This window comes from Paenibacillus profundus (genome assembly GCF_021369635.1).
GTDB classification, from domain to species: domain Bacteria; phylum Bacillota; class Bacilli; order Paenibacillales; family Paenibacillaceae; genus Paenibacillus_B; species Paenibacillus_B profundus.
In genome coordinates this window covers 19,331-42,639 of record NZ_JAJNBZ010000006.1, presented here as the reverse complement: position 1 = coordinate 42,639, position 23,309 = coordinate 19,331, and the positions used below count along the sequence as shown (strand labels likewise).

The window sequence follows — 23,309 nt, the reverse complement described above, 5'->3', positions numbered from 1 at the left end:
GTGATGTGCTGGCGGAAAGATGGTAAGATAGTACAGTGAAATCGTCAGAGATAGGGGGAAACCAACTTGAAGTGGATGAAGTCCTTGTGTCTGCTGCTGCTTACGTTATTTGTGCTGGCCGGCTGCAGTCCTTCCGTTGCGCCTATATCGGACACGCAGCCATTAACCGGGTTTCAGGAGGTAGCGGACTATATCAAGGCCCATCAGGCGCTGCCGGAAAGCTTCATTACGAAGAAGGAAGCCGAAGCGCTCGGGTGGCAAGCGAAGAAAGGCAATTTGCATGAGGTGGCCCCGGGGAAGAGCATCGGCGGAGATGTGTTCCGCAATCGGGAAGGGAAGCTGCCGAAGAAGAAGGGCCGGGTCTGGTACGAAGCCGACATCAACTATGAGTCTGGCTTTCGGGGGAAGGACCGCATTTTATATTCCAGTGACGGCCTCATATATAAGACAGAAAATCATTATGAGACGTTTGAACCGATGAATTGAATGAAGAGCGGCAGAGAGGAAGGTTGGGAATGCGCACCATTATTTTGGATGGCCATCACTATGAGACCCGCGATCAGCTGCACGACGCATTGAAGGAGAAGCTGGAGCTTCCGGATTATTACGGCTGCAATCTTGATGCGTTGTGGGACTGTCTGACCGGGTGGATTGAGCTTCCGCTTATGATTCAATGGACTCACTTCGAACAGAGCGAGATCCATCTGGGAGACTATAGCCACCAACTGTTGGATCTGTTCCGTGAGGCGGAGGAAGAATTAGAAGGGTTTCAACTGCTCGTAGAATAATAGGCTGTGTCCCGTAAAGCGGGGTATTTGTTCGTCGAAACCGACGAGCGAATACCCTATTTTTTGTTTATAATGGTTATAAATAAAAAAGATCGCAGACGGAGGGAGCGAATATGGGCAGCGAGATTGCCATTGATGAACTTCAGGCCTTCAAGATGATAGCTGAAACGATTAACCGTTCGACGGAGCTTCCGGCGTTATTGAATAATGTATTGCGCACTTTGGTGGAAATTACGGGGCTCAAAGCCGGATGGATTTTTCTCATTGAGGAGAAGTCAGATTATACGCTGGCGGCTGATTACCAGCTTCCGCCGGCGCTGGATGCGGATGGCAAGTATCATATGAAGCAAGGCTCGTGCTGGTGCATTGACCGGTACCGGAAGGGAAAGATTCTGCAAGCGGACAATACGCTCAATTGCAAACGGTTAGAGGATGCCGTGAAATATCGGTGGGGCGATACCGAAGGCATTACGCATCATGCCACCATCCCGCTTCACGCAGGAGAACGGCTATACGGAATTCTGAATGTGGCTGCGCCCGGCAAGGAACAGTTCCATGCCAAAGAATTGATGCTGCTGCAGTCGGTCGCCTATCAGATCGGAACCGCAATCGAACGAACTTTGCTCTATCAATCCCGCCTGAAGCGGGCTGAGCTATTGAATCGGTTGAGCGGTTTGTCGCTTAGTCTGGGAGGCGTGGTCGATGTGAAGCAGATTCCGGAAATCGTCGTACGCGCCGTCGGGGAGCACCTAGGGTGTCCGGCTGCAGCCGTATATATTGCGGAGGGCGGCAAGCTGTCCCGGCATATCAAGTTGGAGAACGGAAAGATGTCGCGGCGGGTCCAGCGTTCGGGCTCAACGGCATTGGGGCCAATCTGGACCGCATATGCAGAGAGCAAGCCTCATGTCTGGAACGAGTTCCATGACCGTTCTGATGAGCGCCCCAGCTCATACCGGTATATGGCTTCGCAAGCAGCCGTACCCGTCCTCCTGCGGGATAAGCCAATTGGCGTCATCCACGCGGGCAGTACGGAACAGAAGCATATCGATGCCGTGATGATGGAAATGCTTCAGTTGGTGGCTGAGCATATGTCCCGCGCCTATGAGACAGCACAGTATCATGAACAGCAGCTCCATTTGCTTATGTGGCAGGAACGCAACCGATTGGCCCGGGATTTGCACGATTCGGTATCCCAGAAGCTGTTCGCCCTGCAATTGACGGCGCGAGGGATGGAGAGCTTGATGTCGGTTCCAGCCTCCTCACCCGGCTTCCAAGGGGAGTCCATTATGTCCGTTCTGACGGAAATGCAAGAGCTGACGAAGGATGCGGTATGCGAGATGCGTTCGCTCATCTGGCAGCTGCGCCCCGCCGGGTTGGAGGAGGGCCTTCTTACGGGGCTGATCCGGTACGGCAAGACGCAGGGCGTGCTGGTGATCGCTCACTCCGAGATCATGCTGGAGTTGCCCCGCTATTTGGAGGAGACGTTATTCCGCATCGGGCAAGAAGCGCTTAATAATGTGCGCAAGCATGCACGGACGAACACGGCACATATGCGTCTATATATGGAAGGCGGGCAGGTTGCGCTAGAAATTACGGATGAAGGGGCTGGCATCGTCGCGTCCGAGCTGCAGCAGAGCGCAGGGGTAGGCATTACCGGCATGCGCGAGCGGGCGGAAGCGTACGGAGGCATGTTCAGTATGGAGAGCGGCTCCCGCCAGGGGACCCTTATACGGGTTATGCTGCCTTTGAAGAAGGAAGGGAATCGATATGGCGATTAAGGTATTGCTAGTGGATGATCATACGGTGGTGCTGCGCGGGCTCCGCTTCTTCTTAAGGATGCAGCGAGATATCGAGGTGATCGGCGAAGCGTTGAATGGGATTGATGCAATACGAATGTCGGAAACGTTGAAGCCGGATGTCGTCGTCATGGATTTGATGCTGCCTCAGATGAATGGAATCGAAGCGACACGGCACATCCGGCAGCATCTTCCGGACACGAAAGTGCTTGTATTGACGTCTTATTTCGATAAAGATCACGTCGTTCCGGCCATTCAAGCCGGAGCCAACGGCTATTTAATGAAGGATATTATGCCGGATGAGCTCGTGCAGGCCATCGTCGGCGTGCATCAAGGTCAAGTTCAGCTTCATCCGGGAGTGACCGAGCAGTTGATGTCGCACTTGGCCTGTCGTCCGGAGCCGGAGGACAACGAACCTAATCTGGAGTCGCTCACGCATCGGGAGAAGGAAGTGCTGCGCCTGATCTCGCTGGGCAAGAGCAACAAGGAGATCGCCGCTGATATCCATATCACGGAGAAGACCGTCAAGACGCATGTAAGTAATTTGCTTGGCAAGCTGGGAATGTCCGCCCGCACGCAAGCGGCGATATTTGCAGTGAAAAAGGGCTTAGCAGAATAGTTCAACTACAACTAAAGTCGTAGAAAAGTCCGATCAAAGATCGGGCTTTTTTGGTATGCCGGTGTCCGTCTGCCCGCCGACGCGAACCCGCTCCGGAACCTGTTATGCTAACGTTACAGGACGAAATGCAATTCCGCTGTAATACCATAACCCGGCATAATCCGCTCTAGGAAATTGAACGCAAGGGAGAAAGTCAAATGAATCAAGTATTGTTCGTGAAAGCCAATTGCCGTTCCGTTGAACAGTCCGTCAGCGTAAAACTGTATCATGCGTTTTTGGAATGCTACCAGAAAACAAACCCGTCTGATCGCATCACTGAGCTGGATTTATATGTCGAGGAACTGCCTTACTATAACAATGACATGATGAACGGCATGTACAAGCTCCGGAAGGACGAAATACTGTCGCCAACGGAACGAAATAACGTCAACCTAATCATGCGCTATCTAAACCAATTCGTCGCGGCGGATAAGGTCATATTCGCTTTCCCGATGTGGAATACGACGGTTCCGACTGTGCTGCACACGTATATGGATTACTTGAATCAGCCGGGAACGACGTACCGTTATACACCGAACGGAGCGATAGGGCTCATGCATAACAAGAAGGTCGCCCTTTTGCATGCGCGAGGAGGCGTCTATTCCAGTGGTCCGGCCGTTGAAGAGGAGATGGCGGTGCGCTTCATGAAGCATAATCTGAAGCTGTTCGGTATCGATGATATCGTCACCGTTATCGTCGAAGGACATAATCAATATCCAGAGCAGCAGCAACGCATCATTGAAATGGGCATCGAGGCGGCATCGAAAGCAGCAATCACTTTTTAGAGATCAGGGAGCGCGCATAGAAGGGGGGCGCACGAAGCTGAAAATAATGATGGTAGAGCCTAACCCGAGAGCATGGATATGGCTGTGGAAATACAGGGACATGTTGATTGGGAACAATCCAATCCTTGCGTCGGCCGAAATCGATGTGCTGTATCTTCATCAGCGTCATATGTAAGTCGAGCAAGAAGAGCATGAGGAGTACCTTCCGAATGCGGTCGGTGCTCCTGAACATCCATTTCATATTAAAGAGGAGGACATTGCCATGAAAATACAAGAAATCAGGTTGCATACGAGCGACTTGCAGAATATCAAGAGGTTCTATTCCCAAGTGCTAGGACTGCCAATTATGCATGAACACGGGGGAGGCATCACGTTTCAAGCAGGTGCCTCACAGCTTACCTTCGTACACAATAACGAGGCTGAGGCTGGACGTCCGTTTTATCATTTCGCATTCAACATAACTGAGAGTAAAATAGAGCAATGCGTGGAATGGCTGAAACGGAAACAGGCGGCTATCAACTGTATAGAAGGGAAAGATATTCAGCACTTATCGCACTGGAATGCGCATGCCGTATATCTCTATGACCCCGCAGGCAACCTTATCGAATTCATTGCGCGGCATAATGGTCAGGACAGAGAAGCAGGCGAATCCGCTTCGTTCGGTGTGCCGGACATTCAATGCATCAGTGAGATCGGCCTGCCGGTCGAGGATGTGCCAGAAGCGGCAGCAGTCCTGAAGGAGCGCTATGGGGCTGACGTGTACATAGCGGCTTATCCGCTCTTTGCGCCACTAGGCAATGAGGAAGGGCTGTTGATTCTATGTTCTACGCAGCGGAAATGGTTCGGCACCGACAAGTACGCAGCGATCCATCCGATAGAAATTGTGTTGCGCGACTCTGTCCGCAATGATGCTCAGTTTCTGCAATATCCGTATCGGATGATTAGACAAGATTGAAAAATGGAACCGGAATAGAAGCAAAACAGCCTTTGATCGCGAGGATCAAAGGCTGTCTGTACGATTACAAGAATACGAAATAGATAACAGCGGCCAACACGAGGCGGTACACCGCGAACGGAACCAGCTTCACCTTGTTAATCAGCTTCAGGAAGAAGCGGATCGAGATTAATGCGAAGATGAAGGCGCTGATGAATCCGATAATGAAGAACGGCAGCGCATCAACGGTGAAATCCTTCCAATGCTTCAGCAGCGACAAGCCGCTCGCGCCCGCCATGACCGGTACGGCCATAATGAAGGTGAAGTCGGCTGCCGCGCGGTGGCTCATGCCTAATAGAACGCCTCCCGAAATGGTCGATCCGGAGCGGGAAAATCCCGGCCACAGGCCCAAACATTGAAACAGACCGATACCTAATGCTTGCTTGTACGTGATCTGGTCGACCGTCTTCGCGGATGGCTTGCTCGGGCGGAACCAGTCCGCCGCTAACATCAAAATGGCTCCGAGCACCAGACCGATGAGCACCGTCTGGATAGAGAACAAATATTCATCGATATAGTTTTCGAAGAGGAGCCCGAGGACTGCCGCCGGAATCAACCCGACGATAACCTGCGTCAGCTTCAGCCGGCGTCCTCTGCCAAGTTCCGGGTGTACCGGCCCTTTCTTCAAGCCCAAGAGATGCATGAATCGATCCCAGAACACGACGACGACCGCCAGGATGGAGCCCAATTGGATGACAACCTTAAAGGTGTTCGCAATCGAAGGAGTGAATAGTTCCTTGGAGTGCAGCAAAAAATCATCCACTAAGATCATGTGTCCAGTCGAAGAGACCGGAGCAAATTCAGTCAAGCCTTCTACAAGTCCCAGTATAAAGCCGACAAACATTTCCCACCAATTCAAAATTTCACTCTCCCATTTCCAGCCTGTCCTTCTAACTTAGAGATATAACATTTGTATTATATAGGTTTTTGAACGGAGATGGTAGCCGTTGGACTAACAGTCTAACATCGAATACAAAATAATGGAATAAAAATAATATCATTACAATATTATGAATCAGGAAATTGTTTGGAGCATGTGCAAAATAGGAGGTTGATGGGTTGAAAAGAGTTATGTCACTTGTTTTATTTGTTGCTTTATTACTCACCATGTTTGTTGGCACCCCGGTCCAAGCACAGAACGAGGACTACGACACGGATTTAACTTATGAAAGTAATCCGGAAGTTACATCCAATCTCGATGAAATTAAAGAAAAGATTTCGGAGCTCCAAAGGCGAGGTTACATAGGAGATGAAAGTAGTCTGAATGAAATCAATCTTCCGGGTCAGCAGCAGGCCAGCTACGACAATGTAGAATTATTGGCGGAAACCTACGTCCTTGTCGGTTTAGATACGGATACAAATAAGACGATTGATATTGATCAACTTATTTTAGACAATGGTCCCGCGGATACAGAAAAACCATTAAATCTGGTATTTTATACATTGAAAATTACAGATTTTATAGGAAATCCAAATACAACCGAAGCCGATTTTGTCCATTCTGCCGCTGTAACTTCAGCATTAGGCTGTTGTAGTTTTCCGAAAGATTATACAATAAATAGCTCCGTATACCAAAGTACTGACGGTACTATTTATGCTGAATTTGCTAAAAAAATTGAAACTGTGAAAATTCGTGAGGATGTTAATATAGTCACCAGAATCAATACCACATTTTACTGGAAGTCTGACGCCACAGCTTATGCTAATTTTAAAGACGCTTCGAATCTGGCGGCTTCTGGAACTGAAGGCCCTTTCCTCTTAAATAAAAAGGGTGTAAAGTATCCTGAATATACCGATAATAATTCAAAGCTGGTGCTAACAAAACCTGCTTCTACAACTTGGACGAAGGGGAACATAGGTTGCGGTTTAACGCCGACAGAGAGAATAAAGTACAGAGACTATTATGACACTAGTTATGGCAGTATAACATGGGTAGATAATCTAGGCAGGGTTAAGTATGAAATTCATCACATTAGACCGTGTAATTATGGCGGCACCAATATTTATGATAATCTTATACCGTTACCCTATGATTTTCACCGAAAAGTAGTGACACCTTGGTGGTCGTCATATTAATATGAGGACGAGAGTGAAAACACTAAAATCACGCCCTATCATCACAACATTTGGAGGATTATATGTCGATTGGAAGTATTTGTGGATCATTAAAAGACAGACTATGTGAAAACAGCACTCTAAAAGTGCAGCATGCGGGCGGAGAATTATATATGACCTATTTCTCCTGGAGGCAGCCTGCTAATAAAGATAAAATCAATACTTTGCAAGAGAATAGCGGGTGGAGGCTTCCTAGAGATTTTATAGAGTTTTTGTTAGTTTCAGATGGAGCTTCTTTATTTTGCAATAAAATGGATGAAAGCAGAGTAGAACTTTACAGTGTAAATGAAATAAATGAATACTACGAAGATTATGCCAAAGGAGACGGATATTTGAGAACATATCCGCCCGAATGGGTGATGATTGGGGAATATAGCGGATATGGGGAATATTTTTTTATTGATAGCAAAAAAGTTAAGGATGGCGAGAACCGCTGTATGATTAACGTTTCAGTAGGCAATATCATCTCAATGGAAATTGATTTTACTACTTGGCTTGATCGATTAATTGTTGCTCAAGGAGAACGTTTCTGGCTATGGAACGAGAGCAAGTACATAGATATATAAACCAATTTAACTGTATATGAGAGTTATCATCTGTGTTATTTTTCAGGGTTCGCTTATAGAACTTATAAAGTGCCCTTGGTGTGTATTCACTAATTGTTTAGGAGGAACGCAGAAATGAGAAAAAAGCTATTTGTATTACTGATGGTTTTTGCTGTATTTTTCTCCTTAGGAACAAGTGTTTTTGCTAAAGAATTCAATTTCGACCTCAAAGATGGTAATTTTTTTGGAGTACTAACTTCGAGCGGCGATTATGACAAACTGAACTTTAACCCTTATGAAATTATCGGAAAAACCCTTTATTTCCAATTACATGGCCCTTCAACTTCTGTATATAAAGTTCAATTATACGAGGGTAGTTCTAGTAAAAAAACGCTCGACCAAGGGGATATAGGTATCTATTCCAATTTTATCGCCGGAAAAAACTATTATTTCAGAATATCCACTAAAAAATTCGATAAAAACTCCAACGACCGTGATTATAAACTGAGTGTATGGTACTATAATACGAATAATCAGAAAGTATACATTACGAAGTAATAATTTAGCACCAAGGGTGCTTTATGAGTTCTGAAAACAGCGATCCCGTTTATTATAATAGCTCTTTTATGCAAATGGTCTCAACCGTGCTTAATCGCACGGTTTTTTTTATGCGATTATATCTGTCGAGCTGAAAAAGGAGTTATTCTCTAACGGCTGTAACTCATTCATTGACCACGTAGGTTTAGAGGAGATGCGCAGCCACATATGAGGAAGCACAGCAGGCTTATACTTCTGGAGCGAGTCATGTTACGCATTGTTTTGTCGCGCGCGCCCGATTCATCATAATATGGCAAGAGATAAGACGTATTTCTCTCATGTCAATGTCAATATGCAGATTGCGCGGAACCTGAGGTTGAATCGTCTCTATGAGATGCTGGTGATGTCATTTGACTCGCTGGCATTTCTTTTTTTTTAAAATATTTTTTCGTATATGATGTAAGATAATCGACCGCCCTTTCGTATAAGTAGTGGAACTTCAATATGCAGCAGAAGGATCGGGGATGAATTGATGAATCGGATGTCACATGATTGAATGAGAAAATAGATAGAGACAGATTGAATCAGCAATGATACATTAATTCGCACTATAGACAGAGATGGAGGATGCGAGTGGTGAACGAAGATCAGGAGTGGGTGTCTCAAGTATTGGCCGGTCATACGTACAGTTACGCCCACCTTGTAAACAAATATAAAGGAAGGCTAAGCGCGCTGCTCGTCAGCATGGGCAATTCGCAGGCCGATGCGGAAGACATCGCACAGACTGCGTTCGTCAACGCCTATAAGCACCTGAAGAAGTATGATCCGGAGCGCTCATTCTCGGCTTGGCTCTACCGGATTGCCGTCAATCTGAGCGTGTCGCAATGGCGCACACAGAAGAACAGGCAGTGGACGGAGCTTCAGGAGACGCTCGTAGCCGTAGAGCCGACGCCGGAGGATATAGTGCTGCAGGAAGAGAAGAGACAGCAAGTGAATGAGGCGATGAATCGCTTGACGGCTCCATATCGGACCGTGCTATTCATGCGTTACAATATGGACATGAGCTACAAGGAAATCGCCGACGCGTTGAGCGTGCCAGTGACGACGGTACAGGTACATCTGCACCGAGCGAAAAAGAAAATGAGAGACATGCTCGTTCAAGAGGGGGGATTCGCTTGAATTGCACGGACTTTCATCGGCTGATGGATGAGGAACGCCCGCTTACGAAGAGGGAGCTGGCCACTGTGGAGCAGCACGCCGATTCATGCTTGTCATGCGCCGCGTTGTTGGAGTCGGATGATGAGGCGAATGAGTGGGACATCGGGCAAGACATGCCGGAAGCCGCGTTATCCGAAGGGTTCACGGATAACGTCATGCAAGAAATTCTCGCCTTGGAAGATGCGTCACAACGCCGGAGAAGGAGACATAAGCGCGTCGGGCTGATTGCGGCCGGCATAGCATTCACCGTCACTGTTGGCGCGGCGGCTTCGCCGACATTCGCGGAAATGTTGAAGTCGCTGTTCGGGTATGGATATTATGTAAATGTGGATCATGCGGCAGAAATGGGGTTCTCGGAACGGGTGGAGGGCAGCGACACCGATCAACGAATCACGTTGTCCATTCACGAAATTCTTCCCGATTCGCCGCGCGTATACGTTGCCTATCAAATTATGAGAGACGGCAAGGTGTACGAACCTATGCTCCAGATAGATGGCAAACGCAACAGGCTATACGTGACGGATGAAGACGGTAATGAATATGAAGTTGACTCGATCGGTGGCGGCACGTCGGATACGACCATTTCGTATATCAATTTTAAGCTGCCGTACGGGCTAGAACATAAACAACTGACCCTTCATATGGATATCCTTGAAGTGGGCGGAAGGCGAGAAGGGGTTCCCTTTATCGAAGGTCTGGATAAGGAGCCGAACCCGAAGGTAGAAGGGCATTGGCAAGTAAGCGTTCCGTTCTCGTTCGCGAAAAGCACGGAAGCGACAATCCGAATTCCAATCGATCGTTCCTATACGACTCCGCAAGGCTTGAGCATCAATGTGCGCAATCTGGTCTTGACGCCGACGAAGACGCAACTAGGGCTGTCCCACCAATTGACAGAGGAAGCGGAACAGCGAAAATACCGGGTGAAGCCGCTGTTTTGGAACGAGTTGCAGAAGGATGAGCGCAACATGTACGAATTGAACCAACGCACCTTCATGTGGCAGCTTGTGGACGAGTCGGGCGCGGTCGTCAACGATACAAGCACGTCAAGCGCGCAGCTCGGCCGTTGGCCGCAAGGTCAAAAGCTGACGTTCCGCCTTGATTACGAGGAGCATAACGAACTGTCGGATCTGTCGTTGACGTTCCGTCCGGCCGACGTACGCAAGGGGCCTGTCAAGCTGAAAGCGGGCGGAACGGAATTCATGTTGAGCTCGTTCAAGCTGGAACCGGATCTGCGCGATCCAAGCCAAACCAACGCCGTCATGGTTATCGAAGGAGTAATGCCGGCGCCGCTCTATCGCGTTGCCCATTGGGTTCTCGCGCAAGGCTCGGAATTGAAAGCGAACTTTATTTCCGTCGGGACGAAGACCAACGAGTACGAAATTAGAGAAGCGGTAAGAAATACGGGCAAGATTCCACTGAAGTATGAACTAAGAATTAAAGGCTATGAAGCGGAGTGGGAGAACGAGGAGTTGCAGCTTCTCGCTCCTGTCATTACGACACGGTATTACTACGAGGACGACGCGTGGTCGTTCCCTATTGAAGTTCCGCCTTCGTCTGGAATGAAACAAGAAGAGGGAAAGTAATATTTTGTACCGATATAACATACTGTGAATGACGCACCGGCAGTACGGCACTGCCGGTGTTTTTGGTGTTATCATTCAGGTGTGGACAAGATTCACTGTATCTTTATGGATGGGTGCGTAGTTATAATGGAATTACTTAATTTTGGAGGTGTTCAGATTATGCGGCAATGCTACAACGTAATCGCAAATCAACGAACGGAGATTAGAAAAAAACGAGCGGTAGAACGGCACGCGCGTATGCGCGCATGCAGGTATTAAGGAAGCTGCGTATGCCTCATGTGACGTGCCGTCTGCCGGAAAGGCGGAACTGATTGAGATGAACTTACGCGCGTCACAAGTGTATATGATTATGATGTCTATGACGGCCCTTGCCATCTCCACGATGTCTACGACCTATGGGATTTATTTAATCGGGGAGCTTGGGTTGAACCCGTTCCAGCTTGTCATGATGGGAACGGTAATGGAGTGTACCGCACTCATCTTCGAAGGTGTCACCGGCGTCGTCGCCGATACGTACAGCCGTCGGTTATCGGTCATCATCGGTATGTTCGTGCTTGGCGCCGGATTTGTGTTGGAAGGCAGCGTGCAATGGATCGGCGCGCTGACCCCGTTCATTTCGGTGTTTATGTGGATTTTGGTTGCGGAATTTGTAAGCGGCTTCGGCTGGACCTTCATCAGCGGGGCGGATATGGCCTGGATCGTCGATGAAGTCGGTGAGAAGAACGTCGGGCATTTGTTCATGCGGGCGAAGCGGGTATCGTTGATCGCGACCTTGCTTGGTATCGCACTGAGTGTCGGGCTGTCTACGGTGGCGCCCAATCTCCCGTTTGTGGCCGCGGGTCTGTTCTATTTGGGACTTGGCGTTTTTTTGATGTTATTCATGAAGGAGACGAAGTTTGTCCGTCCGGAGCGTACCGCTCATTCCACGCACTGGCATGAGATGAAGACGACTTGGGTGACGGGCGCGAAGGTCGTGCGCCGTCATCCGGTGCTGCTGATGATCGTTGCCGTCACGCTGTTCAGCGGCGCGGCGTCCGAAGGTTACGACCGGCTGTGGGAGGCGCATCTCATTACCGATATCGGATTCCCGCAAGGCGTGCTGTCTTCCATGGCGATGTGGTTCGGCCTCATCTCCGTCCTGACAACGATCATCGGAATGTTGGCCGTTCGTGCCACGGAGAAGCGGCTGGATATGAGCAACGAGCGATCGGTCTTCTATGGCATGTTCGTGCTCACTGCGGCACATATCGCCGCCATCCTGTCGTTCGCCTTCTCGCCGAGCTTCGCCTGGGCGCTCGGATCGCTGCTTGCGATCGGTGTGATTCGCACGCTCAAAGAACCGATATATAATACTTGGCTGAACATGAACATTGAGAACAAGTCCCGCGCCACCGTCTTGTCGATGATTAGTCAGTCGGACGCGCTCGGCCAAGCGGCAGGCGGTCCGTTGGTCGGTTGGGTAGGGAACCGCATCTCCGTCCGGGCTTCGCTCGTGGTCGCGGCTGTGCTGCTGTCGCCGATTCTGGCCGTGTTCGCCCGGGTGCTGCGCAAGCGGTAAACATCAAAAAGGCAGGCGCTCGTAACGAGCGCCTGCCTTTTCTTTCATTAATGAATGCTGTTCTTCTGGAAGTTGCCGCCGAGCACGTCGGATACACTCTCAATCGCGATGAACGCCTTCTCATCGATCTCTTGCACAACCGCTTTCAGCTTGGCCAACTCCAGACGCGTGACGACGCAGTATATAATCTGCGTATCCTCCTTGCTGTAGCCGCCTCTGCCGTAGAGGAACGTCGTGCTGCGTCCCAGACGATCCAGAATCGCTTGCGATACTTCTTCGTATTCGGAAGATATAATCGTAACCGATTTGGATTCATTCAAGCCCTCAACGACAACGTCCATGACCTTGGAGGCAATGTAGAACGTGAAAATGGAGTACATCGCCGAATCCCAACCGAACACGAATCCTGCGACGATGAAGATAAATACGTTGATGAACAAAATAATTTGCCCGACAGGCACACGGGTCTTCTTCGAGAAGAGAATGGCCACAATTTCAGTTCCGTCAAGCGAACCGCCGAAGCGAAGCACGAGACCGACACCAAGACCAAGGATCAAGCCGCCGAACAGGACGGCCAATATTTTCTCATTCGTAAATGCATCGGCATGATGCAGCCACAAGGTCGTTCCCGACATGACCACGATACCGTACAAGGTGGAAAAGGCAAAGGTCTTGCCGATCTGCTTGTATCCGATGATGAGGAACGGGAGATTGATGATAAAAATGAATAGCCCGAGGGGCAGATTTGTCACTTTGGAGATGACGATGGAAATACCTGTAATTCCGCCGTCGATAACATTGTTCGGCACGAGGAATAATTCAAGCGCGACCCCCATTAATACAGCGCCTGCGGTAATAAAAATAAACCTCTTCAAGAAATCCAGGATAGTTAACTTCTTATGTGTTCTGGCCATACGATAAAATCCTTTCTTTATTAGTATGTATGAAGCTCACTTTTCGCAAAAAGTAGTTCTATAATAGCATTTCCCTATTTACAGTACAAACAGTCTTTTCATTATAAACGGTGCAATCGTGCTGCTAGTGTTTTGTCAACGCATTGCTGTGGCTGATTCTGATCGTTGTTCATAGGATGCTTTGCAACATGGTCGCGTACTATATTAAGCGCAGAATGAACCTTTTCCAGATTGGAATCCAAGTATGGATAGGGTGCTTGTATAAAAAGAGGGGGGTTATGTCTTGGTTCATTCGGTTCGAACTACGAAAAAAATAGGATCAAGGGGCTGGAGTTCCTTCGCGTTGGCGATTATCATCCTGCTGCTCATTTCGCTCACTCTATGGTGGGAGAGCCCACCGGCAACGAAAGGGGCAGATGCCGAGGGACATGAATTTTCAGCGGAGAGAGCATTCAAGCATGTTGAAGTGATCGCACAGCACCCTCACCCCGTCGGTTCAGCGGAAAATGAGAAAGTGAGGCAATATTTGCTGCAGCAGATGGAAGAGCTCGGACTGAATCCTAAGGTTGACATTTACCCATGGACCATAAAACGGAATGACATTACGGAATCATTCGATTTGCACAACATCATAGGCGTCCTGAAAGGTTCGCAGGGAGGTAAAGTGCTTATGCTGACCGCGCACTATGACTCGACTCCCTTTGGTCCGGGAGCGAACGATGACGCTGTCGGCGTCGCCGCTTTGCTGGAAACGGCACGTGCCCTGCAGGCAGGGCCGCAGCTTGCCAACGATGTGTGGTTCGTGTTGACGGATGGCGAGGAGCCGGGATTGCTTGGTGCGACAGCGTTCTGGAATGAGGGGAATTACCGTGAAACTATCGGACTCGTGGCCAACTTCGAAGCGCGAGGCTCGAAAGGACCGGCTATCATGTTCCAGACGAGCAACGACAACGGTACGCTCATTTCCGAGTTTGCCTCATTCGCTCCTGCACCGGTCAGCAATTCGCTGGTCGGGGAGATTTATAAGACGATGCCGAATGACACTGATTTGACGGTGTCGCTGAAGGCAGGCATCCCTGGATTGAACTTCGCCCATGCGGATGGGTGGGATAAGTATCATAGCCCGCTGGATACGCCTGAATATGTATCTCTAGCCACGCTGCAGCACCACGGGGATAATGCGCTGGCTGCCGCCAAGCATTTTGGAAATGTGGATTTGAGTGATGTGGCGTCCGCTAATCGGGTCTATTTCAATTGGTTCGGTATACTGATTCATTATCCACAGTCAATGGTGCTGCCATTGACGCTGCTACTATGCGCGATGTGGGTATTTTCGCTCATTTTCTATATCCGTAAAGAGACGGTCTCGCTCAAAGGGGTCGCATCCGGTCTGCTGGCCATAGTGGCGGGCATCCTATTGTCGCTGGCTGCAGCCTATATTTATTACAAGGTCATTGATGTATTAGGAATATTGAAACCGGAGCAGGGAAGCCCTGCGCCAGCAGTCAATCCAACGTTCTATAATATCGGGATAGTGCTGCTGGCCTTATTCGTGTACCTTATAGTTACGCGATTTTTTAAGCGTAGAGTGAACGAGATGGAAATGGTTCTGTCAGGCATGCTGTTCTTTATCCTGCTGCTCGTCGGCACGACCTGGTTCCTTCCGGGAGCGAGCTATTTGTTCGCCTTGCCGCTCTGTGTTCATGCTATCGTTGTCGGATGCGCAATGAGACGGAAACATCCGGCGGGCATGTTGAATCGGGCGTGGGCCATTATTTTATGCGCTATATTGCCGATTACGCTGTTTACGAGTCTGTTTCATCTCCTGTTTACGGCGATGCCGCTTTCCAGTAATATCGTATGTGCGGCGTTATGTTCGATTCTCTTTGCGCTCCTGCACCCAATGATGTTGAGGTTCATATCTGTTAGGCCACCAGAGCATCGTGCCGACTATTCAATAATATCTGGTTGATGAGGATGACACCGCGAACAATTCGGCAAAGAAGAAGCCCATGATATTGTTTCGTGGGCTTTTTTTGATGAACTGTTCCTGGGAGGTCATATCGAAACTGCTTTTTGCACACACTCACCCTGTTTGATTTCCCCTTTTGTTCACTCTCCCAATACCTCAGATCGCATATGATATGAGGTAAAGCAGAGATTCAGCCGAGAGATGAAAACCCGTATGACTACAGTCTTGTTTTTCTGAGGCAGCGGAAGAGTGAGGCAAAGGATGTTTTGATGAACCATCCCTTAGAGGAACAAACAGATGTGAACTATCTGGACAGGATTTTCAGCATATTGCGATGGTTCTTTGGTGAATGAGAACTAAATCCGATCCTCTTGCATCTAAGAGACGAAAACCAATTTAGATACAGGAGGAACAATACATGAAATCGTACAAAAAGATGATTACGGCGTTGGCCGTATCCAGCATGATGCTTGCGTCGATGGGATCGGTATGGACGGTGGCGGTGGGCAAAGAAACGAAGGAGCAGAAGGAGAAGACGATTGCCGATCTGGATGCCAATTTGCTCAAGACAGCGCAGACAACGATGCGCCAGTTGGCAGGCAAGGATATTGAGCTGGATAGCGCATCGGAATATAACGGTACATGGTTCATTTATCCCAAAGAAGGGAAAGAGAAGGGCCAAGTCGTCATAGAGGAAAAGACGGGCAAGGTAACAAGCGCCGGGGTCGAGCTGTCATTCGAGGAATTGAATGCCGATATGAAGAAGCACGCATTGGATGCGCTGACGAAAATAGAAGCATCGAAAAAGTTCACCTTCGATCGTGTTTCACGCAGTATTTCGAACTTTGGGAAGAGCTCGTATGACGGTATCGTCTTGACTTTTATAAACGGCAAGGACGCGAGTGTCCAGTTCGATAATGAAAAGCTGACAGCCGCTGCAGTCAAGTACGATCCAAGTACCGTGGATGCGAAGGTCCGCCAGGCTGCCGAACGTGCGGTCAAAGATTTAATCCATGGGATACTGCCTTTCTGACGTACGAACCATACTATTTGAAGCTCCAGGAGACAGATAGTTCTGAAACATGGAAGCAGTACGGCTTGGATATCCATACACCGGAGACGAAGGCCATCCCATTGACCGGAGAGCAGCTGTACGAACACTACCAAGATGTTGGCGGTCTGACGTGGAGTCCGGAGCTCGGAATGATAGTCGATAATTACGACCGATGGAATGCGAATGACAAGAAGCCTGTTTATGATATTGCAGTTATTGCACCTAAACTGGAGGAATACGCGATCTCGATTCGGCGTTTCATGGATCCGGTCACGATCAATCAGAAGATAGAGTTTACAATCCCGCCTACTGGAGCGGGTGATGAACAGGAAGGGACGTTGCTGGAACCGAAACATGCGAAGACAGTGGCCGATTTGGACGTTTCAACCGTCGAACAAGCGCGGCGTGAGATGAGAGAAGTGGCCGGGCATGACATCGAATTGTACGGTGTTGAAGAATACAAGGGAGCGGCTTATCATAACGTCACCGTATACAGCAAGGACCACAAGAGCCGCGTAGCTCTCGATCTGAATAAAGGAACAGCTGATGTGCATGTGTCCATGTCCTATGACGAGCTTCCTTCTGACTTGAAACGCATCCTAGAAACGGAAACCCGCATGAACGGCGATCAACTGGCAGCGGAAGTGAAGAAGCTCACCCGGACCAAGTCCGCGAATGAACGGCTCATCCGCACGTCGCTGGAAGGCGACATGACCATGACATTGGAAGATAATCGGATTGAGAGCATGTTTGTCACTGTGCCTATGAATCAAGTGGATGCCAAAGCGTTGGCGGTAGCAGAGCAAGCTGTCCGGGATCTGAAGGGCAAGCATGTGCCGCTCGTCAAAGCTGAACATCACCTGTATGCTCGGAATGGGCAGTCTGTAAACGAATATGTCTTTAGGGACCAGAAGGAAGATTTGAGAATCGAAGTTGGATTCCGCTCGGGTCGACTCTTATCTGTTAATACGTCAGAAGAATTGGAGGCAGGAACGGATGCAACGGAAGGCATCTTCCGCAAATTCACCGACGAGCAGGTGCTTGAGGCTGCCGCTCCATACGTGCAGAAGCTGTTCGACATTGATCTGAACGGTTACAAAGTGGAGCGGGAGAAGGGAACCTGTTATTACACCTTTACGAAGGAAGACGGCCCGGCGATACAAGCTTCCATGAACCGTCACTTCAAATTCTATGACTTGGAGATATTGACGGAGAACGGAGCCATTGAATAAGTAAAGCAATACACGATTCGTATAGAGAGACCCAACTGCACGTGGCAGTCAGGGTCTCTCTTTTGCTTAGCCGATGAATTGTTCGACGAAGTAGCGCGGCTGCAGGGATTCACCTGTCGCTTTCACGAGCTTTTCATCCCATCTCCATGTCGCGCCGCTGGCGAAAAAATGTTCCTTTAAATAATCGCCTGCTTGGTGTGTGAACATATTTTGCGAGATGTTGGTTTTTATAGAATGGAGCAGCTGGGACGCCGTTAATTCACCCAAAATATAATTTTGATAGCTGACGGGTGCAAGCGCAAAATGCATTTTCGCCGCCCAATCCGGATAGTGCGTATGCTCAGGCGCATTTAAATGCTGAATATGTCCTGCCAACTGCCACCAGCGTTCGTTGACGTGCTGTAGCGGTTGCTCATACAACTCGCGTTCAAACATCGTAAAGGTTAAGTACCAGCGCATGCTCACTAGCATCTGGCGGCGCATCGTCTCCTGCAACGAGGATAGATGCGGGCTAAGCGCAGCACTGCCGGGCTGCACGAAGCGCTCAATCCATTCCGGATGCATTGTCATTCTTCCGAACAGCATTGCAATGGCTTCCGTCGTCAACGTATGGGCAGGCCGGCGGAGAAGAAACGGGAGCGCCGAATCGATATATTTCTCATAAGCCGCATGCCCGAACTCATGCAGCATGACGCTCATCCAGAACTCATTCACATCGATGCTCATCATTACGCGCGGCTTGCCTTCTCGTCCCATATCCGTGCAATAACCGTAAGGATATTTGTTCTCGCGCGGATATAAATCGCTGCTGCTCATGACGTCACTGATATCGAGTCCCATGCTCCGGAAAGTTTCTTCCGTTATACGCTCCATGCTCCGGCCTTGCAAATAAGTGTTCAAATTCCAGTCGCCTACCGAAGGAGCGCTCTGGAAGAAGGAATCCGAATAATGCCAAGGCTGGATCGATTTCGCATCTATCCCGAACCGGCGCGCGATGCCTTCGTCAATCTCCTTCTTGACGAGGCGATAGGGCTCTTCGCTTCGGGCGAGCAGATCATGAAAGATGGCGAACGTGTCGTCCAAATCCAACTCCTGCAGTTCATAGTTCATTCGATAATAGTTATCGTAACCGAGCGCACGCGCCTCTTCATTGCGCTGTTGTATTAATTGCAGCACGCCAGTCTCGACCTGTTTTCCGATCTGCTTGCTGGCCAACCAGGCCCGCTTGCGTTCAGCTTGATCGCTGCTCGTCTCCAATATCGTCCGGATGTCGTTGTTCGATACTGTTTTGCCGTCCAAGGTCGGACGGTATGTGTTAAAGACTTGCACAAGCTCCTTCGTCATTCTCGTCGAACGCGCCGATAGCTCCGGATCCTGTTGATAGCTCGCCATCAAATTGTATAGAACAGTCAACTGGCGTTGCTGGAGCAGGGAAAGTTGATTATCGCTTCTATATTTCTTGATCTTCTCAAACCGGCGGGGATCGGAGAGGTAGCGTTTCCATTCATTTTGTGCCGCTTCAAGCCGATCGTTCCACTCTTTTTCTCCAGTAGAGGTTGCCATCCAGCCTGCATGACTTACCTGTACATATACCTGCTGCGCATTTTCATTTTCGTTCTGTAAAAAGGCTGCCACATCCATGATGTTGTCTCCTTGCAAAATGGATTTGCTTCGTCTAATAGTGAACATTCCTATATATACCATAACAAAAACATAGGAAATAGTCATGTAGAAGCTTCATGATAAATACCAATGGCTACTAGTCGGTTACGAAGGTAGCGTCCCAACGGAATCAACCATTCGGTTGATTTTGTATGTCGCAACAGAGAATTTCGGTCAAGAGACAGTAGTAGGGAATTTATAGATGAACTATACGATGGGGTAGTATCAGCAAAGTTGATACTACCCACAAACATATAACATTCGTGATGTTACAAAGTTAAAATGGTTGATTCGATTTTTCCTTCTACATCTGCAAGCAACTCAAGCGTTTCAGCAACTTCAGCCCACTTTTTTGACATGGCTAACGTTTGGCATGTGCCAAACAATCGAGCTTGTTGTTCCTTTAATTTTTTCAGTTCTTCATGACGGCCGCTAAAAAATAGTGAAAAATCTAGCGCCCGCCGTGCTCCGAGCGGAAAAGCAAAATGAATGAAATGTCCGATTTCTCCATCGACAAAACGTTCATTTCTGATTTGTTCAGCCTTGAAGCGAATTGCGTTCCTGCCCGTTAAATGATTTCCCTGCAAGGCAAATTTGTGTTGATCGTCGTAGCTCGATCTGAATAATTGGATTGCTTTATCGTAAATGTCATCTAATGATGGATTCGATATTCGTTTCGGCGACACCCAACAACGATAAGACCCCTGACTGCATGTGATTTGTTCAGCTTTCCATGCTAATTCCAACTGTTCAAACGGTAACCACACAAAAGGATAACCCGCTGGATCATGCAGTAATACCTCTTTTTCATTCATATTTAATGCAAGAACATAATGATCGCATCCACCGAGATATTGATGATTCGGCATATAAGTCAAATAGCCCATATCAAAAGGTCCCAACATAACGGGTGATTTGGAGAGATCCTTCCTTAATTCCTCCAATGGAATTTGCTCCTTTTCCCCGCACACCTTTTCAATAACATGAAAGCCTAATATCTCAAATGCGCGATTAATGCCTTGATCCGGGCTGCTGGCGCCATTATCGAAAAAGATCATGTTATTTTGTGAAAGGGAAGCCCCCAATGCAAAACCGGTAAGAACTTCAATCAATGTTGGGGAAATATTTTCTCCGATCGTTGACAGCAGCATTGAAGCTGAGTTTGCATAACAATAAGCACCATTTCCTTGATATATCGTCATATAATCAACCCTCTCGAATTATTTAATGAATATCTACTTTTAACAAATCTTCAGTTATCGGCAACAACAGGTGACATCAGTGGATGCTCCTTTCCGCTATTTCCATTCTCCCTTCGTCTGTATTATTTCAGAGCTGAGAAAGTATGCAGGTGTTCAGCCTGTATTATTATTGACGCCAAATAAAACTAATGTCTGACAAAAAGCGTTAAGAAAATTTTCGGATATTGGATCCGAGCATTGATAGGAAACAATGTAGTCCATTTGGCTGATCAATAATGAAATATTGCAATAGTTTTCAGAAAATTTTATAAATAGTCACTATTTAACTGCATTAAGCTATAAAAAACATGTCTGATTTTGTCGATAATTATTAAGCTACTATAGAGAGGAGAGTAAACCATGAAGTTTAGATTTAGAGACTTAAATACTTCTATTAAAATCTTTATACTTGTTGGGGTCGGCATTGCTTTATTAGTGCTGAGCACATTTACTTCGTACCAATCGATGAATGAAATTAACCACAAGAACGACACCATTTACGGACACAATCTGATGTCGATTATGTGGCTAAAGCAAATTATGGTCAACAATCGTTCCGTTGACGCCGCGCTTTTCGAGTTGATGGCGAGCAGCGATGACAGCAGAAACAGTCTACTGCAAACGACAATCGAAGGGTTTAAAAACGAAAGTGATACTTTGCTGAAGAACTATAAGTCGGTTTTGCAGACGGAACAGGAACAGAAGCTGATTACGGAGTACGACAAATTGTTGAAACCGTACCGCGACAGTTATATTCAGTCGATTCAATTGGGGCTTGCGAACAAGAACGCAGAAGCGTATGACTACTATGTCGAAAATGTGCGAGGTATTCGCCTTAAAGTGCAAAAGGTGTTGACCGAGCTAGTCAAATGGAACGAAGATCTGGCGGAACAGCAAGCGAAGGAAGCGACACAATTAACGCATGCTTCAACGACAACCAGCGTTATTATAGGTGTCGTATCGCTCCTTCTCTGCGTCATCGTAGGCTACTTCATTATCAACATCATCGTGAAGCCGCTTAGACAAATGCAAGGTCTGATGGAAAGGGCGGAGCAGGGCGATCTTACCGTCCGCGGCACCTATGAATCGAAAGACGAAATAGGGGTGCTGATGAAAGACTTCAACAAGATGATGGATGGGTTGTCATCGATTATGAGAACGGTGCACGAACGAGCGGAAGTGCTGCTTCACAATTCGCGCCTGGTAGCCGACAACGCGAATGAAACGACGCAAGCGACTGAACAAATTGCCGCGTCCATGGAGCAAGTAGCGTCTGGATCGAAGCTGCAGCAGAGTGCATCGGAGGAAAACGCGATCGCTCTCGAAGAGTTTGCGCGAGGCATTCAATCGATCGTTGATAATACGTCAAGCGTTGCGGAATTGTCTAGTCATTCCGCTGTTCAAGCTGAGCAAGGCAACGCAACCTTGGTAGACGCTATGGCACAGATGAAATCGATTAGTCAATCGGTGAAGACGACCGAGACGGCCGTTGAACAATTGAATGAACGCTCCTTGCAAATTGAGAAAATAATCGATGTGATTACAAATATTGCCGGGCAGACGAATCTGCTCGCGTTGAATGCTTCGATTGAAGCGGCAAGAGCAGGGGAAAGCGGCAGAGGGTTTGCCGTAGTCGCCGGAGAGGTTCGCAAATTAGCCGAACAATCTGGTGATTCTGCCCAAAAAATCGCCGAATTAATCGGAGAAATACAGCAAAGCACGCAAGAAACGGTCAGTTCCATGGCATATGTCCGTCAAGATGTAGCATCCGGTATGGAGGTCGTGGAAAAAGCAGGCCAAATGTTTGAGCATATTATGGCGCTCGTGCAGCAAGTTACTGGACAAGTGCAAGAGTCATCTGCGGCTACGGAAGAAATGTCAGCGGGTACCGAGGAAGTCACGGCTTCTGTGGATGAAATGGCAAAGATCGCTGCTGAGACGTCACGTACGGTACAAACGGTGGTGGCCGCATCGGAAGAACAGTTTGCTTCAATCGAGACGATTACCGCGTCCATCGACCAATTGAAGGCATTGGCAGAGGAATTGCAAGTGATAGTCAATCGCTTTAAACTATAATCGAATATAAGAATTCATTTTCGGTCCGAGTAGAGAACCGGCCGGCTGTTAACAAAGACAGCCGGCCGCCTTTTTATATTGGATGCTAAACAAAACAAGAAACAAAAGAGGGTAAAGTCTTATTTCAATCATCATTAATTACATTGAGAAATAAATCACATATTGAATGATGGTAGCTTAACACGGAATCCAGACTGAAGTTGATGTTAAGCAGCTCGACATGAGCGATGTTACAAATTGAATATAATTCACAAATCCGACAGCCAAATAAACGTAATCAGCAAAAATATGCGTGAAACACATTTTAAAAGCAGCATAACAATTGGACAAATGAAACATGTAATATACAAAACGCAACAAACAAAACGTAACAGACAAATAAATTAATTCTGTATAAGCAATGATGAATAAAAACCAAATTAATGAATATGTTTGATGCGAAGTGCGATTTAACCAGATCCGCTTATTTTCGATCATACTGTTTCACAAAACCCGTATTTTGTACATATGTATAAAAGTTTTATCAAACCCTTGTCCCGCCTATCCTTTGTGTAGCGACAAGAACATACTTTAATTATAGA

General features: G+C 47.9%; 20 protein-coding genes. 16 read left to right on the top strand and 4 right to left on the bottom strand.

All coding sequences use genetic code 11. From position 1 onward, the window contains the following. The first annotated feature begins 66 nt into the window (after positions 1–66). The 6 genes from LQV63_RS10270 (at position 67) to LQV63_RS10245 (ending at position 4,982) form a co-directional block, all read left to right on the top strand. The gene (locus LQV63_RS10270) at positions 67–486 is read left to right on the top strand and encodes a ribonuclease domain-containing protein (protein ID WP_407672907.1); all 420 of its coding nucleotides are present in this window, start codon (positions 67–69) and stop codon (positions 484–486) included. 29 nt (positions 487–515) lie between these two features. Continuing rightward, positions 516–788, top strand: coding sequence for a barstar family protein (locus LQV63_RS10265; protein ID WP_233696628.1), 273 nt, complete (start codon positions 516–518; stop codon positions 786–788). A gap of 113 nt (positions 789–901) precedes the next feature. Beyond that, complete coding sequence (locus tag LQV63_RS10260) at positions 902–2,566, top strand: GAF domain-containing sensor histidine kinase (RefSeq protein ID WP_233696627.1); 1,665 nt, start codon at positions 902–904, stop codon at positions 2,564–2,566. Beyond that, the gene (locus tag LQV63_RS10255) at positions 2,556–3,203 is read left to right on the top strand and encodes a response regulator (protein ID WP_233696626.1); all 648 of its coding nucleotides are present in this window, start codon (positions 2,556–2,558) and stop codon (positions 3,201–3,203) included. The genes LQV63_RS10260 and LQV63_RS10255 overlap by 11 nt, the downstream gene beginning before the upstream one ends. A gap of 197 nt (positions 3,204–3,400) precedes the next feature. After that, complete coding sequence (locus tag LQV63_RS10250; protein WP_233696625.1) at positions 3,401–4,027, top strand: FMN-dependent NADH-azoreductase; 627 nt, start codon at positions 3,401–3,403, stop codon at positions 4,025–4,027. 262 nt (positions 4,028–4,289) lie between these two features. Further along, complete coding sequence (locus LQV63_RS10245) at positions 4,290–4,982, top strand: VOC family protein (protein WP_233696624.1); 693 nt, start codon at positions 4,290–4,292, stop codon at positions 4,980–4,982. A gap of 64 nt (positions 4,983–5,046) precedes the next feature. On the opposite strand, the gene LQV63_RS10240 is transcribed toward LQV63_RS10245, so the two are convergent. After that, on the bottom strand, positions 5,047–5,865 hold the full coding sequence (locus LQV63_RS10240) for an undecaprenyl-diphosphate phosphatase (protein WP_192813630.1): 819 nt from the start codon (positions 5,863–5,865) through the stop codon (positions 5,047–5,049). Between the two features lie 215 nt (positions 5,866–6,080). Here LQV63_RS10240 and LQV63_RS10235 point away from each other — a divergent pair, with 215 nt between their 5' ends. The 6 genes from LQV63_RS10235 (at position 6,081) to LQV63_RS10210 (ending at position 12,577) form a co-directional block, all read left to right on the top strand. Further along, complete coding sequence (locus tag LQV63_RS10235) at positions 6,081–7,097, top strand: HNH endonuclease signature motif containing protein (RefSeq protein WP_233696623.1); 1,017 nt, start codon at positions 6,081–6,083, stop codon at positions 7,095–7,097. Positions 7,098–7,159: 62 nt separating this feature from the next. Beyond that, entirely contained in the window at positions 7,160–7,702 is a 543-nt protein-coding gene (locus LQV63_RS10230) for an SMI1/KNR4 family protein (RefSeq protein WP_233696622.1), read from the top strand. 114 nt (positions 7,703–7,816) lie between these two features. Then, positions 7,817–8,239, top strand: a complete 423-nt coding sequence (locus LQV63_RS10225; RefSeq protein WP_019423221.1) for a hypothetical protein — start codon at positions 7,817–7,819, stop codon at positions 8,237–8,239. 606 nt (positions 8,240–8,845) lie between these two features. Continuing rightward, positions 8,846–9,397, top strand: a complete 552-nt coding sequence (locus tag LQV63_RS10220) for an RNA polymerase sigma factor (RefSeq protein WP_233696621.1) — start codon at positions 8,846–8,848, stop codon at positions 9,395–9,397. Further along, the gene (locus tag LQV63_RS10215) at positions 9,394–11,019 is read left to right on the top strand and encodes a DUF4179 domain-containing protein (RefSeq protein WP_233696620.1); all 1,626 of its coding nucleotides are present in this window, start codon (positions 9,394–9,396) and stop codon (positions 11,017–11,019) included. Before LQV63_RS10220 ends, LQV63_RS10215 begins: the two co-directional genes overlap by 4 nt. Before the next feature lie 316 nt (positions 11,020–11,335). Further along, a complete protein-coding gene (locus LQV63_RS10210; protein ID WP_233696619.1) occupies positions 11,336–12,577 on the top strand; it encodes an MFS transporter in 1,242 nt (413 codons plus the stop codon). 47 nt (positions 12,578–12,624) lie between these two features. On the opposite strand, the gene LQV63_RS10205 is transcribed toward LQV63_RS10210, so the two are convergent. Then, positions 12,625–13,491, bottom strand: coding sequence for a YitT family protein (locus tag LQV63_RS10205; RefSeq protein ID WP_233696618.1), 867 nt, complete (start codon positions 13,489–13,491; stop codon positions 12,625–12,627). 343 nt (positions 13,492–13,834) lie between these two features. On the opposite strand from LQV63_RS10205, the gene LQV63_RS10200 reads away from it, so the two are divergent. The 3 genes from LQV63_RS10200 (at position 13,835) to LQV63_RS10190 (ending at position 17,749) form a co-directional block, all read left to right on the top strand. After that, positions 13,835–15,463 (top strand): M28 family peptidase, encoded by a 1,629-nt coding sequence (locus LQV63_RS10200; RefSeq protein WP_233696617.1) that lies wholly within the window; start codon positions 13,835–13,837, stop codon positions 15,461–15,463. A gap of 418 nt (positions 15,464–15,881) precedes the next feature. Continuing rightward, entirely contained in the window at positions 15,882–16,496 is a 615-nt protein-coding gene (locus LQV63_RS10195) for a hypothetical protein (protein WP_233696616.1), read from the top strand. A 65-nt stretch (positions 16,497–16,561) separates the two neighbouring features. Beyond that, entirely contained in the window at positions 16,562–17,749 is a 1,188-nt protein-coding gene (locus tag LQV63_RS10190; RefSeq protein ID WP_233696615.1) for a hypothetical protein, read from the top strand. Positions 17,750–17,815: 66 nt separating this feature from the next. Here the strand turns inward: LQV63_RS10190 and LQV63_RS10185 are convergent, their stop codons facing one another. Both LQV63_RS10185 and LQV63_RS10180 read right to left on the bottom strand, forming a co-directional pair. Beyond that, positions 17,816–19,390 carry a M2 family metallopeptidase gene (locus LQV63_RS10185; RefSeq protein ID WP_233696614.1) on the bottom strand — a complete coding sequence of 525 codons (1,575 nt, stop codon included), beginning with the start codon at positions 19,388–19,390 and terminating at the stop codon, positions 17,816–17,818. A gap of 290 nt (positions 19,391–19,680) precedes the next feature. Beyond that, positions 19,681–20,613 (bottom strand): hypothetical protein, encoded by a 933-nt coding sequence (locus LQV63_RS10180; RefSeq protein ID WP_233696613.1) that lies wholly within the window; start codon positions 20,611–20,613, stop codon positions 19,681–19,683. 399 nt (positions 20,614–21,012) lie between these two features. Between LQV63_RS10180 and LQV63_RS10175 the strand changes: the two genes are divergently transcribed. Beyond that, positions 21,013–22,728, top strand: coding sequence for a methyl-accepting chemotaxis protein (locus tag LQV63_RS10175; protein WP_233696612.1), 1,716 nt, complete (start codon positions 21,013–21,015; stop codon positions 22,726–22,728). Positions 22,729–23,309 lie beyond the last annotated feature (581 nt).

Excerpts from the sequence above, each read along its gene's own strand:
- LQV63_RS10210 (WP_233696619.1), top strand. The coding sequence starts at position 11,336 with ATGAACTTACGCGCGTCACAAGTGTATATGATTATGATGTCTATGACG.
- LQV63_RS10175 (WP_233696612.1), top strand. The coding sequence starts at position 21,013 with ATGAAGTTTAGATTTAGAGACTTAAATACTTCTATTAAAATCTTTATA.
- LQV63_RS10260 (WP_233696627.1), top strand. The coding sequence starts at position 902 with ATGGGCAGCGAGATTGCCATTGATGAACTTCAGGCCTTCAAGATGATA.
- LQV63_RS10245 (WP_233696624.1), top strand. The coding sequence starts at position 4,290 with ATGAAAATACAAGAAATCAGGTTGCATACGAGCGACTTGCAGAATATC.
- LQV63_RS10185 (WP_233696614.1), bottom strand. The coding sequence starts at position 19,390 with ATGGATGTGGCAGCCTTTTTACAGAACGAAAATGAAAATGCGCAGCAG.
- LQV63_RS10195 (WP_233696616.1), top strand. The coding sequence starts at position 15,882 with ATGAAATCGTACAAAAAGATGATTACGGCGTTGGCCGTATCCAGCATG.
- LQV63_RS10265 (WP_233696628.1), top strand. The coding sequence starts at position 516 with ATGCGCACCATTATTTTGGATGGCCATCACTATGAGACCCGCGATCAG.
- LQV63_RS10240 (WP_192813630.1), bottom strand. The coding sequence starts at position 5,865 with ATGTTTGTCGGCTTTATACTGGGACTTGTAGAAGGCTTGACTGAATTT.
- LQV63_RS10225 (WP_019423221.1), top strand. The coding sequence starts at position 7,817 with ATGAGAAAAAAGCTATTTGTATTACTGATGGTTTTTGCTGTATTTTTC.
- LQV63_RS10230 (WP_233696622.1), top strand. The coding sequence starts at position 7,160 with ATGTCGATTGGAAGTATTTGTGGATCATTAAAAGACAGACTATGTGAA.
- LQV63_RS10205 (WP_233696618.1), bottom strand. The coding sequence starts at position 13,491 with ATGGCCAGAACACATAAGAAGTTAACTATCCTGGATTTCTTGAAGAGG.
- LQV63_RS10250 (WP_233696625.1), top strand. The coding sequence starts at position 3,401 with ATGAATCAAGTATTGTTCGTGAAAGCCAATTGCCGTTCCGTTGAACAG.
- LQV63_RS10180 (WP_233696613.1), bottom strand. The coding sequence starts at position 20,613 with ATGACGATATATCAAGGAAATGGTGCTTATTGTTATGCAAACTCAGCT.
- LQV63_RS10255 (WP_233696626.1), top strand. The coding sequence starts at position 2,556 with ATGGCGATTAAGGTATTGCTAGTGGATGATCATACGGTGGTGCTGCGC.
- LQV63_RS10220 (WP_233696621.1), top strand. The coding sequence starts at position 8,846 with ATGCGAGTGGTGAACGAAGATCAGGAGTGGGTGTCTCAAGTATTGGCC.